14 protein-coding genes are annotated in these 14,923 nt (G+C 51.0%); 13 read left to right on the plus strand and 1 reads right to left on the minus strand.

What is annotated here, in order from left to right:
* From pheT to selO, 8 genes are all read left to right on the plus strand, one after another.
* Nucleotides 1–2,293 (plus strand): phenylalanine--tRNA ligase subunit beta (gene pheT / locus ACJ9N4_RS09085; protein WP_411500409.1); only part of this gene is annotated, 2,293 nt, incomplete at its 5' end.
* A 4-nt stretch (nt 2,294–2,297) separates the two neighbouring features.
* Entirely contained in the window at nt 2,298–2,597 is a 300-nt protein-coding gene (gene ihfA, locus ACJ9N4_RS09090) for an integration host factor subunit alpha (RefSeq protein ID WP_003857805.1), read from the plus strand.
* 103 nt (nt 2,598–2,700) lie between these two features.
* Nucleotides 2,701–3,681 (plus strand): vitamin B12 ABC transporter permease BtuC, encoded by a 981-nt coding sequence (btuC, locus tag ACJ9N4_RS09095; protein ID WP_182918575.1) that lies wholly within the window; start codon nt 2,701–2,703, stop codon nt 3,679–3,681.
* 33 nt (nt 3,682–3,714) lie between these two features.
* Nucleotides 3,715–4,266, plus strand: a complete 552-nt coding sequence (locus tag ACJ9N4_RS09100; protein ID WP_182918574.1) for a glutathione peroxidase — start codon at nt 3,715–3,717, stop codon at nt 4,264–4,266.
* A complete protein-coding gene (gene btuD / locus ACJ9N4_RS09105; protein ID WP_182918573.1) occupies nt 4,266–5,021 on the plus strand; it encodes a vitamin B12 ABC transporter ATP-binding protein BtuD in 756 nt (251 codons plus the stop codon). Before ACJ9N4_RS09100 ends, btuD begins: the two co-directional genes overlap by 1 nt.
* A gap of 74 nt (nt 5,022–5,095) precedes the next feature.
* Complete coding sequence (locus tag ACJ9N4_RS09110; protein WP_182271164.1) at nt 5,096–5,560, plus strand: NlpC/P60 family protein; 465 nt, start codon at nt 5,096–5,098, stop codon at nt 5,558–5,560.
* Nucleotides 5,561–5,853: 293 nt separating this feature from the next.
* Nucleotides 5,854–6,567 carry an EAL domain-containing protein gene (locus tag ACJ9N4_RS09115; RefSeq protein ID WP_182918572.1) on the plus strand — a complete coding sequence of 238 codons (714 nt, stop codon included), beginning with the start codon at nt 5,854–5,856 and terminating at the stop codon, nt 6,565–6,567.
* Nucleotides 6,568–6,628: 61 nt separating this feature from the next.
* The gene (gene selO / locus ACJ9N4_RS09120; protein ID WP_411500410.1) at nt 6,629–8,071 is read left to right on the plus strand and encodes a protein adenylyltransferase SelO; all 1,443 of its coding nucleotides are present in this window, start codon (nt 6,629–6,631) and stop codon (nt 8,069–8,071) included.
* A 55-nt stretch (nt 8,072–8,126) separates the two neighbouring features.
* On the opposite strand, the gene ACJ9N4_RS09125 is transcribed toward selO, so the two are convergent.
* Nucleotides 8,127–9,044 carry a LysR family transcriptional regulator gene (locus tag ACJ9N4_RS09125; protein ID WP_182918570.1) on the minus strand — a complete coding sequence of 306 codons (918 nt, stop codon included), beginning with the start codon at nt 9,042–9,044 and terminating at the stop codon, nt 8,127–8,129.
* Nucleotides 9,045–9,525: 481 nt separating this feature from the next.
* Here ACJ9N4_RS09125 and ACJ9N4_RS09130 point away from each other — a divergent pair, with 481 nt between their 5' ends.
* From ACJ9N4_RS09130 to ACJ9N4_RS09150, 5 genes are all read left to right on the plus strand, one after another.
* Complete coding sequence (locus ACJ9N4_RS09130) at nt 9,526–10,245, plus strand: SDR family oxidoreductase (protein WP_182918569.1); 720 nt, start codon at nt 9,526–9,528, stop codon at nt 10,243–10,245.
* Between the two features lie 10 nt (nt 10,246–10,255).
* Entirely contained in the window at nt 10,256–11,464 is a 1,209-nt protein-coding gene (locus ACJ9N4_RS09135) for an acetyl-CoA C-acetyltransferase (RefSeq protein ID WP_182920042.1), read from the plus strand.
* Nucleotides 11,465–11,525: 61 nt separating this feature from the next.
* A complete protein-coding gene (locus ACJ9N4_RS09140; RefSeq protein WP_182918568.1) occupies nt 11,526–12,860 on the plus strand; it encodes a GntP family permease in 1,335 nt (444 codons plus the stop codon).
* 13 nt (nt 12,861–12,873) lie between these two features.
* Nucleotides 12,874–14,430 carry an acyl CoA:acetate/3-ketoacid CoA transferase gene (locus ACJ9N4_RS09145; protein ID WP_182918567.1) on the plus strand — a complete coding sequence of 519 codons (1,557 nt, stop codon included), beginning with the start codon at nt 12,874–12,876 and terminating at the stop codon, nt 14,428–14,430.
* A 61-nt stretch (nt 14,431–14,491) separates the two neighbouring features.
* Nucleotides 14,492–14,914: a MaoC family dehydratase gene (locus tag ACJ9N4_RS09150; RefSeq protein ID WP_182918566.1), complete on the plus strand. Its 423-nt coding sequence runs from the start codon at nt 14,492–14,494 to the stop codon at nt 14,912–14,914.
* The last annotated feature ends 9 nt before the right edge of the window (nt 14,915–14,923 follow it).

A 14,923-nucleotide genomic window follows, 5' to 3' on the forward strand; every position in this document is an offset into this window, starting at 1 on the left:
GGACGGCGTTGAGCCTGTTGCGGGTGCGTTTAACGGTGTCGTCGTGGGTGAAGTGGTGGAGTGCGGACAGCACCCTAACGCGGACAAACTGCGCGTAACAAAAGTGAATGTAGGCGGTGACCGCCTGCTGGATATCGTCTGTGGTGCGCCAAACTGCCGTCAGGGCCTGAAAGTGGCCGTGGCAACTGTGGGTGCAGTACTGCCGGGTGATTTCAAAATTAAAGCTGCGAAACTGCGCGGTGAGCCGTCTGAAGGCATGCTGTGCTCGTTCTCTGAGCTGGGTATTTCCGACGATCACAATGGCATCATTGAGCTGCCTCTGGATGCTGCTGTTGGTACCGATATCCGCGAATATCTGAAACTCGATGACAACACCATCGAAATCAGCGTAACGCCAAACCGTGCGGACTGCTTAGGCATTATCGGTGTGGCGCGTGATGTGGCCGTGCTGAACCAGGCTGAACTGAACGCACCTGAAATTGTACCGGTTGCAGCCACCATCAGCGACACGCTGCCAATCCAGGTTGAAGCGGCTGACGCTTGCCCACGCTACCTCGGTCGTGTGGTGAAAGGCATCAACGTTAAAGCCCCAACGCCACTGTGGATGAAAGAGAAGCTGCGCCGCTGCGGTATCCGTTCTATCGATGCTGTGGTTGACGTGACTAACTACGTTCTGCTGGAACTGGGTCAGCCAATGCACGCGTTCGATAAAGACCGTATCGAAGGCGGTATCGTTGTACGTATGGCAAAAGAGGGTGAAACCCTGGTTCTGCTGGACGGCAGCGAAGCGAAACTGAACGCAGATACGCTGGTGATTGCCGATCACGGCAAAGCGCTGGCGATGGGCGGTATCTTCGGTGGCGACCATTCTGGCGTGAACGATGAAACGCAAAACGTCCTGCTGGAATGTGCGTTCTTCAGCCCGCTTTCCATCACCGGCCGTGCACGCCGTCATGGCCTGCATACCGACGCTTCTCACCGTTATGAGCGTGGCGTTGACCCGGCTCTGCAGTACAAAGCGATGGAACGTGCAACCCGCCTGCTGATCGACATCTGCGGTGGTGAAGCCGGCCCGGTTATCGACGTGACTCACGAAGAGGCACTGCCGAAGCGTGCAACCATTACGCTGCGTCGCAGCAAGCTGGATCGTCTGATTGGCCATCACGTTGCCGATGCGCAGGTGAGCGACATTCTGCGTCGTCTGGGCTGTGAAGTGACGGAAGGTCAGGACGAGTGGAAAGCCGTTGCGCCATCCTGGCGTTTCGACATGGAAATCGAAGAGGACCTGGTAGAGGAAGTGGCTCGCGTATACGGCTACAACAACATTCCTGACGAACCTGTTCAGGCGGGTCTGGTCATGGGTTCCCACCGCGAAGCTGACCTGTCCCTGAAGCGTGTGAAAACCATGCTGAACGACAAAGGCTACCAGGAAGTGATCACCTACAGCTTCGTTGATCCTAAGCTGCAGCAGTTGATCCATCCGGGTCAGGAAGCCCTGATCCTGCCAAGCCCAATCTCCAGCGAAATGTCCGCGATGCGTCTGTCTCTGTGGACGGGTCTGCTGGGTACTATCGTGTATAACCAGAATCGCCAGCAAAACCGCGTGCGAATTTTCGAAAGTGGATTACGCTTTGTACCAGATAATCAGGCAAATTTAGGCATCCGTCAGGATCTCATGCTGGCTGGTGCGATCAGCGGTAACCGCTATGAAGAGCACTGGGATCTGGCAAAAGGCACGGTTGATTTCTACGATATGAAGGGCGATCTGGAAGCTATTCTCGATCTGACCGGTAAATTATCTGAAATTGAATTTCGTGCAGAAGCCATCCCGGCCCTGCATCCGGGCCAGAGTGCGGCCATTTATTTAGACGGCAAACGTGTTGGTTTTATTGGTGTTGTTCACCCTGAGCTGGAACGTAAATTGGATCTGAATGGTCGTACCATCGTGTTCGAGCTGGAGTGGAACCCGGTTGCAGACCGCGTCATTCCTCAGGCGCAGGACGTCTCTCGCTTCCCGGCGAACCGCCGTGATATCGCGGTTGTGGTCGCTGAAAACGTGCCAGCAGCAGATATTTTGGCCGAATGTAAGAAAGTTGGCGTAAATCAGGTAGTTGGCGTAAACTTATTTGACGTGTACCGCGGCAAGGGCGTAGCGGAAGGTTTCAAGAGCCTCGCTATCAGCCTGATCCTTCAGGATACCAGCCGTACACTCGAAGAAGAGGAGATTGCCGCTACCGTCGCCAAATGTGTAGAGGCATTAAAAGAGCGATTCCAGGCATCATTGAGGGATTGAACCTATGGCGCTTACAAAAGCTGAAATGTCAGAATATCTGTTTGATAAGCTTGGGCTTAGCAAACGGGATGCCAAAGAGCTGGTAGAGCTGTTTTTCGAAGAGATCCGTCGTGCTCTGGAAAACGGTGAGCAGGTAAAACTCTCCGGTTTTGGCAATTTTGATTTGCGAGACAAAAACCAACGTCCGGGTCGCAACCCGAAGACGGGGGAAGATATTCCCATTACAGCCCGCCGCGTGGTGACCTTCAGACCCGGTCAGAAGTTAAAAAGCCGTGTCGAAAACGCAACGCCCAAAGCAGAGTAATATGAACTAACTAAAAAGGCCGCTATCGCGGCCTTTTTTCTTTGCGCTCTTTGGCAAACCCGCCGTAAAATCAATACCATCTCATCTTTATATAACTGCATCCATGTTTGATTTTGCCCATCGCCAGCACTGCTCCGACCGACGCCGCCTGCTTGTCCTCGTGCTGCTGCTCATTGCCGCCGCTGGTGTCAGCTTATGCGCAGGCGACAGATGGCTGGGGCCGGAAAGCTGGTTTGGCCCTGACGGGCAGCTTTTCGTCTGGCAAATTCGCCTGCCGCGTACGCTGGCGGTGATCCTGGTGGGAGCCTCGCTGGCGCTGTGCGGTACAATTATGCAGGCGCTTTTTGAAAACCCTCTTGCGGAACCTGGGCTGCTTGGCGTCTCGAATGGCGCGGGGGTCGGGCTGATTGCGGCCGTTATGCTGGGGAGCGGCGAACTGTCAGCCTGGGCAATCAGTCTGAGTGCCATTCTCGGCGCGTTGCTGATAACCATCATTTTGCTGCGCTTTGCCAGACGGCATTTATCGACCAGCCGGTTGCTGCTTGCCGGGGTGGCGCTGGGGATCATCTGCAGTGCGTTGATGACCTGGGCGGTCTATTTTTCTACCTCGTTCGATTTGCGTCAGTTGATGTACTGGATGATGGGCGGTTTTGGTGGCGTCGACTGGCGACAAGGCTGGCTAATGATGCTACTGATCCCGGTCATTCTGTGGGCGGGTTTCCAGGCGCATCCGCTGAATATTCTTGCGCTGGGCGAAACGTCGGCTCGTCAGCTCGGCATGCCAATTGCACTCTGGCGTAATGTGCTGGTGATTGCCATTGGCTGGATGGCAGGCGTTAGCGTGGCGCTGGCAGGAGCGATTGGCTTTATCGGGCTGGTGATTCCGCACATGCTGCGTCTGTGTGGTATCACCGACCATCGAACCTTACTTCCTGCCTCGGCCGTTGCCGGGGCGGCAACGCTGTTGATTGCGGATATCATCGCCCGACTCGCGCTGACAGCCGCTGAGCTGCCCATCGGTGTAGTGACAGCCACGCTGGGCGCGCCGGTATTTATCTGGCTACTATTAAAAGCCGGACGTTAAATCACTACACGTAAGACAACCTGAGGGGATGCTATGCAGTACGATATTCTGAATACCGAAGTGACCACCATTGACGGCGAGAAGACCACGCTGGAAGGGTATAAGGGCAAGGTTTTGCTGCTGGTGAATGTGGCGTCTAAATGTGGTCTGACTCCGCAGTATGAACAACTTGAGAACATCCAGAAAGTTTGGGAGAAAGACGGTTTTACCGTGCTGGGCTTCCCGTGCAACCAGTTCCTGGGCCAGGAGCCGGGCAGCGAAGAAGAGATCAAAACGTTTTGCAGCACCACCTACGGCGTGACATTCCCGCTGTTCAGTAAAATTGATGTGAATGGTGAAGACCGCCACCCACTCTATGCGAAGCTGGTTGCCGCCGCGCCGACAGCCGTTGCGCCAGAAGGGAGCGGTTTCTACGAGCGTATGGCGAGCAAAGGGCGTGCTCCGCTTTATCCGGACGATATCCTGTGGAATTTCGAAAAATTCCTGATTGGTCGGGACGGTCAGGTTATTCAGCGTTTTTCTCCGGATATGACACCTGAAGACCCGACGCTCACTGAGTCTATCAAGCGGGCACTGGCGAAATAATGACGTTGTTGATGCAGCTTACGGACGTTGCCGAGAAGGAGCGTCTGGAGCCGGTAACGGCGACAATCAATGCAGGAGAAATCCTGCATCTTGTTGGGCCGAATGGCGCGGGGAAGAGCACCTTGCTGGCGCGTATGGCGGGGCTGACCAGCGGGCCGGGGGAGATCTCTTTACTGGAACACTCCCTGGCCGACTGGTCACCGGTATCACTGGCGCACCGGCGTAGCTACCTGGTGCAGCAGCAGGTTCCGCCGTTTGCGATGCCTGTCTGGCACTACCTGATGCTGCATCTGCACGATAAACAGCACACGGCGTTGCTCACGGAAGTGGCTGCGGCGTTAGGGTTAGAAGATAAACTGTCCCGGCACGCCAGCCAGCTTTCCGGTGGAGAATGGCAGCGCGTGCGTCTGGCGGCTGTCATTCTCCAGATCCATCCCGCAGAAAATCCTCACGGGCGTTTGCTCCTTCTGGATGAACCGATGAGCGGTCTGGATGTTGCTCAGCAGGCTGCACTGGATACCCTTCTAAGCGCGCTGAGCCGTCAGGGTATTGCGGTCGTGATGAGTAGCCATGACCTGAACCATACGCTGCGTCATGCGCACAGAGTATGGCTCCTGGCCCGGGGGAAAATGATCGCCAGCGGCACGCGTGACACCGTCCTGACGCCGCCTAATCTGGCTCGAGCTTACAACATGGCGTTCCGCAGGCTGGATATAGAAGGACATAAGATGCTGATTTCTACCGCGCAGGAGTAAGCGTTTCTTGCCTGTTAGCACAATTGCACGCTAAATTACGAAAAGAACAAAAAAAGCAGAGGATTCGTCTGAAAATGCGATTCTGGTTTCTCCTGGTGGCAGCGTTATTTCTTGCGGGATGCAGTAGCCATCGTGCGCCGCCGCCTAACCCGCGGCTTTCTGATTCAATTACAGTCATTGCCAGCCTGAACGATCAGCTGAGCAACTGGCGCGGCACGCCTTATCGCTACGGCGGCATGAGCCGTGGTGGTGTGGATTGTTCCGGTTTTGTCCTGATGACATTCCGCGATAAGTTTGACTTACAGCTTCCGCGCGAAACACGTAAGCAGGCTGAAATTGGTACGGAAATCGATAAAGATGATTTGTTGCCCGGTGATCTGGTCTTTTTCAAAACCGGATCGGGTGAAAGCGGCCTTCATGTCGGCATTTATGATACGGATAACCAGTTTATTCACGCCTCGACCAGCCGTGGAGTGATGCGTTCTTCGCTCGATAATGTCTACTGGCGTAAAAACTTCTGGCAAGCACGGCGTATTTAGTGCAAAGCACGCAAATCACTTATGGCGGCATGGGAGCGAATATACTATGCCGATTTTTTGGAATAAGATGATTAAAGTTAAATTTACGACGAATTAGTTATGTCCATATGTGTCTGTTTTATCTAAAACTGGCTATTATTCAGCAACCAGGATAAGATTATTTTAGATTCAGGGATAAATCTGAAAAATAATACGGAACTAATGAAATTAATCTTATTAAAATCAAGACAGTGGAATTGTGTCGGCAATTGCTCCAGGATGTCCTCTCTCATCTTTAGTGCGGGGCGAGTGCAATGATTATCACGCTAGATAATGATTACCAATCTGAACTTTTGCTCCAGCCTGCCCGTAATAGCGCAGGTGAGCTGAAAGGTTTAGAGATTATGGTTAACTTTACTGGCGTCGGTACAAATGTACGTATCCCGACTGAACTGGTTATCGCACGTCTGACCCCTGCAGAAGAGCTCTCGCTGTTTCACGAAAAGCTGCAATTGCTTGATACCTGCAAACTGTTTTTTATTCAGCACCAGTTAATTGCATGGATCAATATTACACCTGCTATTGTTGAATTTTTATTAACTAGTGAGAATACCGTTTCATTACTCGAACGTTATCCGTTTCTGGAGTTTACGGTTAATGAGAACTATCCAGGCTTAAATAACGGCAAGGACGATCTGGTTCTGGCGAGAATGGCGATCCGGTTTCCACTGGTTCTGGCCAATTTTGGTGCAGGTGCAGCCTCTCTCAAAGCGGTGTATGACGGTTTGTTTAAGAGGGTTATTCTGGACAAGGGCTTTATCCAGCAGCGTGCGCCCGAACTCTCTTTTGAGCCTTTTATGCGCGCAATCCTCTGGCAAATAACGCCTCATTGCCAGTCGGTGATCGTGTCCGGGGTTGACGATCACAACTTATTGCAACGAATCTTATCCTTTAACGTTGGCGCGATGCAGGGAACACTCTGGCCAGCGGTCTCTGCGGAGCAGGTCACCACGCTGGTTCAGCGATAACCCTTGCTTTCGCCCGTGTTTAAGTCCAGGTAAACCCTCTACACTAAAAGCAGGAGGACCTATGACCCTGTCTTTTACTGCGCACTGGCATGATGAGTTGCCCGGCTTTTATACCGCACTCAAACCAACACAATTACAAAATACCCGCCTTATCTGGCACAACGACCGGCTGGCAGGTGAGCTGGCTATCCCGCCCGGTATGTTCCAGCCTTCAGAGGGTGCAGGCGTCTGGGGTGGCGAAACGCTACTGCCAGGCATGCAGCCACTTGCTCAGGTCTACAGCGGACACCAGTTTGGCGTCTGGGCGGGGCAACTGGGTGATGGCAGGGGTATCCTGCTTGGCGAACAGCAACTTCCCAACGGGGACACAGTTGACTGGCATCTGAAAGGCGCAGGCCTGACACCTTATTCGCGCATGGGTGATGGCCGTGCGGTACTGCGTTCAACCATCCGCGAATGCCTGGCGTCGGAAGCAATGCATGCGCTGGGTATCCCCACCACGCGTGCGTTGTCGATTGTCACCAGCGACACTCCGGTTGCCCGGGAAACGATGGAAAAAGGCGCAATGCTGATGCGCATTGCGCAAAGCCACCTGCGTTTTGGGCATTTTGAACACTTTTACTATCGTCGGGAGCCGGAAAAGGTTCGCCAGCTTGCTGACTATGCTATTCGTCGCCACTGGTCACATCTGCAGGATGAGGCCGATAAATATGTGCTCTGGTTCCGCGATGTTGTCGCGCGTACCGCTTCGATGATCGCCCGCTGGCAAACCGTGGGGTTTGCGCACGGCGTGATGAACACCGATAACATGTCTATTCTGGGGCTGACCTTCGATTATGGTCCGTTTGGTTTCCTGGATGACTATCAGCCGGGTTATATCTGCAACCACTCGGACTATCAGGGGCGCTACAGTTTTGACAACCAGCCTGCCGTGGGGTTATGGAACCTCCAGCGCCTTGCGCAAAGCCTGTCGCCATTTATCGACGTTGACGGCCTGAATGATGCACTCGACAGCTATCAGGAGATATTGCTGCGTGAATATGGCCAACTGATGCGGAGCAAACTGGGGTTAATGACGCAAGAGAAGGGGGATAACGACATTCTGAATGCGTTGTTCGCTCTCATGGCCCGCGAGGGTAGCGATTACACCCGTACTTTCCGCATGCTGAGCGAAACGGAACAGCACAGCACTGCGTCACAGCTGCGCGATGAGTTTATCGACAGGCAGGCATTTGATGACTGGTTCGCCACTTACCGCGCCCGCTTGCAGCAGGAGCAGGTTGATGACGCCACCCGGCAGGCCAGTATGAAGGCGTCAAACCCTGCGATAGTGTTGCGCAACTGGCTGGCACAGCGCGCGATCGCCCAGGCAGAGCAGGGGGATGTTGAAGAGCTGCACCGTCTGCATATTGCATTGCGTACGCCATTTGCCGACAGGTGCGACGACTATGCGAACCGCCCGCCGGAGTGGGGCAAACGGCTGGAAGTGAGCTGTTCGAGTTAATCTGTCTGAAGACGCAAGCCCGGCGAGACGTATTGCCGGGCCTGACGCAGATGGCTCAGGAGTAGTGGATCAGATCTTTGATTTCCAGAGTCCTCTTCACCAGAAAATCTTTAAATTTAAGGCATCGCGATGGCATGACCTTTAGCGAACGAAACCAAAGACTTATCTCAAATTTACTCTTAATATAGTTATCCAGAATAGAAACCAGTTCACCCTTTTCCAGCTCTTTCTTGACCAGTGGGAGCGGAAGATAAGCAATGCCTCCCCCGGCCAGGGCAACGTCCTTGAGAAACTCGCTATTCTCAATCTCTACTGTTTTGGCTATCTCTATGGTCGTAACATCCCCGTCCACGTCAAACTGCCATCGGTTCCCCCCTACCAGCGTTGAAGTATAAATACAGTTATGGAACTTAAGCTCTTCGGGCGACTGCGGTTCACCGTATGAATCGATATAGCTGGGTGAACAACATACAACCAGAGGATAGTTAAAGAGGGCTTTCTTGATTAACTGGCTGTCTGGCTCCATATGGCCGCGATAGGTAGCACCGGCGCGAATATAAAAATCAATATCGCTATTTTTTTCATCAACATAGGCTGTTTCTTCGATACGAAAACTCACTTCCGGGCAAATAAAGAGATATTCACCGATTATTTTGGAAAGAAAATTTCGTGAGAATAGCGGAGTTGAGGCTATTGAGATCACGCCCCGATCGGTGTTGTTGGAGGTTTCGACCTCTTTATAAATATCCTGAATACCTAAATAAGCAGCATAAAAACGTTCATATAACAGCATGCCGGCTTCTGTCGGTTGGCTTTTGCGTGTGGTGGAAATAAGTAAAGGAACGTTTAGTTTTTCCTCTAACTCCTTCAACCAGCGACTCCCTGTTGCTGCCGTAATGTGAAATTCTTTTGCTGCTTCAGATATCGAACCGCAGCGTACGACATGCATAAAGAAAACAGTTTTATCCAGCATTCACTCCCCCAGAGATTGAACAAGATGGTTTGTTTCTTAAAGGAATAAAGGTGATTTCGAATGTTATAATTACTGCTTTGTTTTATCAGATTATAGGGCGGGGGGAAGAACGAAGTCAATGTTTGAGTTGCGTCCTGGAAGTTATTATCTGAAAAATTGATCGGGTTAAAATAGACCATCGTTTTTTGCAAAACAGTTTTTATTTTTTTTTAATTAACGGGCGATTTTTTTTGTTCGGTATGTGAGTTTGATCGCTATTCAACCCTGTGTCAGGGTAATTTCAAAAGTGTTATTTCATTGAAAATAAAGGGTTTGTTTTGCATTGTTGGTCTTGTGTGAAAAATGTTAATCAGTTTTTATTGCACCTTGTTGATAATCCTCTTCAGATTGTTTAGTGACACCATAGTTGTTATTACTGAATACGAAGGTTACCTCAGGTAATTCTCGTAAACATACGGGATAATTTTCTATGGAGAACAACATGCATAATAAAATTTGTATTGTTACTGGTGCGGCGCAAGGTATTGGCCGAAAAATCGTAGAGCTCTTCTCGCAGGCTGGTGCAGCTAAGATTTATGCTTGTGATATTCAGCATGGTGATAGCGAAGTACTTAAAAATGTTATTCCTGTTACGCTTAATGTCTGCGACCGGAAGGCCATTCAGGAAGTGGTAAATAAAATCCAGCAGCAGGATGGTCATATTGATATCCTGGTGAATAATGCGGGTGTCACCCGTGATAATCTTATTAATAAGATGACGGAACAGGACTGGGATCTGGTTATTGATATTAACCTGAAGGGTGTTTTCAATATGACTCAGGCGGTGGCCCCCATCATGATGGAAAACAATACCGGTTCCATTATCACCATGTCTTCCGTTGTAGGAACCGACGGTAATATCGGCCAGAGTAATTATGCGGCGACGAAAGGCGGCGTTATTGCAATGACGAAAGGCTGGGCTAAAGAGTTTGCCCGTAAAGGGGCAAAAGTACGCGCCAACTGCGTCGCACCGGGTTTTGTGGTGACTCCAATGACCAAAGATCTGCCGGAAAAAGTGATTGACCACATGATTGCCAAAACCCCTTTGGGCCGCATGGCAACTGCGGAAGACATTGCCAACGGTGTCCTGTTCCTCGCCAGCGAAAAATCGAGCTTTATTACCGGTCAGACGCTGAAGATCGATGGCGGGCTGGTTATCTGAGGAGCCGATGATGAAAAAAGTCTATATCGTTGGTGCGAAACGTACTGCGCTGGGGGCGTTCGGTGGGAGTCTGATGAGCGTTCCCGCCAGTGATCTGGCTGCTACCGCCATTTCAGCCGCTATCGCCCAGAGTAAAATCAATCCTGAAAATATTGATGAGGTTATCGTCGGCAACGTTCTGGCTGCAGGACAGGGAATGGGGCCGGGGCGGCAGGCAGCGGTAAAAGCGGGGATCCCTTTTCAGGTTCCGGCACTGACGCTGAATATGATCTGTGGCAGCGGCATGAAAACCGTCATTGATGGCACGCTAAAAATCAAAAGTGGTGAGATGGATTTGGTTGTTGCTGCGGGTATGGAAAACATGTCCCAGGCACCGTATCTGGTCGATAGCCGTGCCCGTTTTGGTCTGAAGATGGGCAACCAACAGATGACCGATTCGCTGATAGCCGATGGGCTAACGGATGTATTTAACCGCTATCACATGGGGGTGACGGCAGAAAATATTGCGCAGAAATATTCCATCAGCCGGGAAGAGCAGGACATTTTCGCACTGAAAAGCCAACAACGTGCGGTGCAGGCAGTGGAGCAAGGTCGTTTCGACGATGAAATTGCTGGCGTGACTGTCACCAGCAGAAAAGGCGAAACGCAGTTTGCGCGTGATGAATACCCGCGTAAAGACGCTTCTCTGGAACAGCTTGCCAAATTAAAACCGGCATTTGACAAACAAGGCACCGTGACCGCGGGTAATGCCTCCGGTATTAACGACGGCGCTGTCGCGCTGATCCTGGCGTCTCAGGAGGCGGTAGACAAGTGGCATCTGGAGCCGCTGGCTGAAATTATCGCCTGTGGACAGGGCGGTGTTGATGCCGCCGTGATGGGGCTGGGGCCGGTGCCGGCCATTGCGGATGCGCTCACGCGTGGCAAATTGACCCTTCGCGATATTGAACTGCTGGAACTCAACGAAGCCTTTGCCGCGCAGGCCATTGGCGTGATGCGTGGATTGTGTGCTGAACATGGCGTCGACGCCGCGTGGTTTGAAGGGCGGACTAACGTGAACGGCGGAGCCATTGCGCTGGGACATCCATTAGGTGCATCCGGTGGACGCATTATTGTTTCACTGCTCTATGAAATGATTAAGCAGAATAAAAAAACAGGCCTGGCGTCACTCTGCATTGGTGGCGGTATGGGGACTGCAATCATTATCAAACGCGCACAATAAAATAACCTTTGTTCGCATTGTATCGTCAATGCGAACAGCACTCTTATTCTCAGAGGACATTATGACTGGATTAATCCTCTCTTTGGTTTTACTTATTTATCTTATCTATCGTGGCGTACCCGTATTAATTGTCTCACCATTAATGGCCATGCTTGCGGTACTCCTGGGGTCAGAAATACCCGTGCTCTACTCCTGGACAGGCCCGTTTATGCAGTCGGTGGTGGGATTTGTTGCTGCCTATTTCCCCATATTTCTCGTAGGCGCGATATTTGGTACGTTAATGAACGCCAGTGGTGCAGCATTAACGATTGCGCAGTTTATTTCCCAGGCGATGGGGCCGCAAAAGGCGATCCTCGCAGTTATTCTCGCATCATTTTTACTTACCTACGGCGGTGTGTCCGTTTTTGTTGTGGTCTTTGCCGTTTTACCTATCGCCAGAACTATATTTATCAACAGCGATTACCCTCGTCGTTTGCTACCCAGCGCAATTTGTGCGGGATGTTTACCGGCTTATGTTGCGCCAGGTTCGGCGCAGTTTATTAACACTATTCCCATTCCGATTTTTAAAACGACCATCTATTCCGGTATGGATATCGGCGTCATCGGGACGCTTGTCTGGTTAATTATTGGCGTGTGGTATATGACCCGTCTGGTTAGGCAGGCTAAAAGCCAGGGTGAAGGTTACGGAGAAGGGCTGGAGGGTGAGAAAACTATTGCGCAGGGAAATATCCTGGTTGCCATGACACCGATTGCAATCGTTATTTTCGGTAATATTTTGCTCACACAATATTTCGAACTTGACCATGTCATTCAGCATTACGCCAGCGTTGGCGGTATTCAGGGGATTTGGGCTATTACAGTTTCGCTGTGTATTGCCATTGTCGTTACGCTGGTGCTCTATCGTAAAGAGATTGGAAACACAACCCGAACACTGGCGCAGGGGGCGAACGACTCGCTGACTCCCATCTTTAACACTGCAACCCAGGTGGGCTATGGCGGTGTGGTGAAAATGTTGCCGGTTTTTGCGGTGATCAAGGCCGCGGTGTTTGCTATCCCAGGGTCAGCAATGATTGCGGCTTCTGTTGGAACGGCAGTGCTGGCCGGGATTGTGGGCTCTACGTCCGGTGGCGTTGGGCTGGCGATGCTGGCATTCGGTAAAGAACTGATGGCGTTATCGGTCGAACATAATATTCCTGCCGGGTTGATGCACCGGGTGATTGTTTTCAGTGCCTCGACCTTCGATACGCTACCTCATTCTGGCTTCATTATTACATTGCTGGGCGTCTGCGGCTTAACACATAAACAAAGCTATAAAGAGCTGTTTATCGTTACCTGTATTTTCCCTGTATTCGCAGTGGTCGCCATGATCGCTTACGCCACATTCTTTTTAATTTAAAAAGGTTATTATCATGCAATCTGTCAAACAAATTACGGCACAGCAGGCAGCTGATTTAATTCAGGACGGCGATAACGTCATTTTGGGTGGTTTTATTGGTGCTGTCGTACCGGAGTCTATTGAAAAAGCAATTGAAGACAAATTCCTGGCGACGGGGCACCCTCGCCATCTGGGGCTTATTTTTGCGGCCGGGCAGGGCGATGCAAAAGAGAAGGCCAATAATCGCCTGGCGCATGAAGGGCTTGTGAGCCGCGCCATTGGTGGACACTGGGGTCTTATCCCACGTCTGCAAAAGCTCGCGAATGAAGGGAAAATAACGGGTTATAACTTACCACAGGGCGTTATTTGTCACCTGTTCCGTGACAGCGCGGCAGGCAAAATGGGCACCTTCACGCACGTGGGGTTAGGCACATTTGTCGATCCCCGCGTTGAAGGGGGAAAAATCAATGCCAAAACAACGCAAGATATTGTGACGTATACCGAAGTGAATGGCGTTGAAAACCTCTTCTATAAAAAAATCGACGCCAATATCGCTATTCTGCGGGGGACGACAGCAGATACCCGGGGCAATATTACGATGGAAGACGAATGCCTGATTCTGGAAAACCTGGCGGCGGCTCAACTGGTGCATAACCAGGGGGGAAAGGTGATTGTCCAGGTGAAGCGCATTGTTCCGGATGGTTCGCTGGATCCGCAGCAGGTGAAGATCCCGGGGATTTTCGTTGATGCTATTGTGGTGGCTGAAGGTGAATTACACATGCAGACCTTTGCCGAGGCGATGAACGAAAATTATGTTGGTCGCGGTGCTCGCACCGGAGATCAACGTAAGCCTCGTCCGCTGGACGTCAAGAAAATCATCGCGCGGCGTGCGGCAATGGAGCTGAAAAAGAATGCGATTGTTAACTACGGCATTGGTGCTCCGGAAGTGATTGCGCAAATCACGGATGAAGAACACGTGACGCAGGAACTGATTGCCACCGTGGAGCCGGGCGCAATCGGGGGTTCCCCGGCCGGTGGGCTCTCTTTTGGGGCATCAGCATTCCCTGAGGCCATCATTACTCAGGATCAAATGTTTGATTTCTATGATGGTGGTGGTCTGGATCAGGCTTTTCTGGGGCTGGCGGAGACGGATGCAAAAGGCGATCTTAATGTCTCAAAATTTGGTGTGAAAATTGCGGGCTGCGGTGGGTTTATTAACATCACCCAGAACGCAAAACAGGTCTTCTTCTGCGGCTCGTTTACCGCTGGTGAAAGCGATATTGTCGTTGAAGACGGTCAACTCAATATCCGCCGCGATGGCCATATACTGAAGTTCATTAAGCAGGTGCAACAAATCACATTCTCTTCCGATACGGCCCGTAAGAATAATAAGACGGTATATTACATTACCGAACGGGCAGTATTTAAATTAACCGCCGGTACGATTGAGCTGGTAGAGATAGCACCTGGTATTGATTTGCATCGAGATATTCTTAATAAAATGGAATTTATGCCGAAGATCAGCCCATCATTAAAAACGATGGATGCGCGTATCTTCAGTGAACAGCCAATGCAGCTAAGTTTGAAATAATCGTTCAACTGATTTCTCCGATTCTTTTTTAATATTGCGATTATCTATCGAGGGTATGACCGTGTCTTATACAATCAAAGATATGTTTATTGGCCAAAAAGCCAGTTTTGAAAAAACGATCACTGAAAGTGATGTGCTGCTGTTTTCAGGTATTTCCGGCGATATCAATCCGGTACATATCAATGACGTGGTGGCAAAAGAGAGCATCTTTGGCAAGCGCGTCGCGCATGGCGTGCTGGTGTCCGGGTTGACCTCTGCCGTACTGGGGATGCAATTACCCGGCGAGGGAACCATTTATCTTGGGCAGGATAATAAATTCCGCCGCCCGGTTTATATTGGTGATACCGTTAAAGCCACCTGCGAAGTGATCGAGCTGAATACCGAGAAAAATATTGCCAAATTAGCCACCACCACCACCAACCAGAATAACGAAATTGTTATTGAAGGCATTGCCGTGGTGATGGCTCCGAAAAAAAGAGCATAAGGATATAAA

Source organism: Enterobacter sp. LM3, from assembly GCF_046622475.1.
In the GTDB taxonomy this organism is placed as follows: domain Bacteria; phylum Pseudomonadota; class Gammaproteobacteria; order Enterobacterales; family Enterobacteriaceae; genus Enterobacter; species Enterobacter cloacae_P.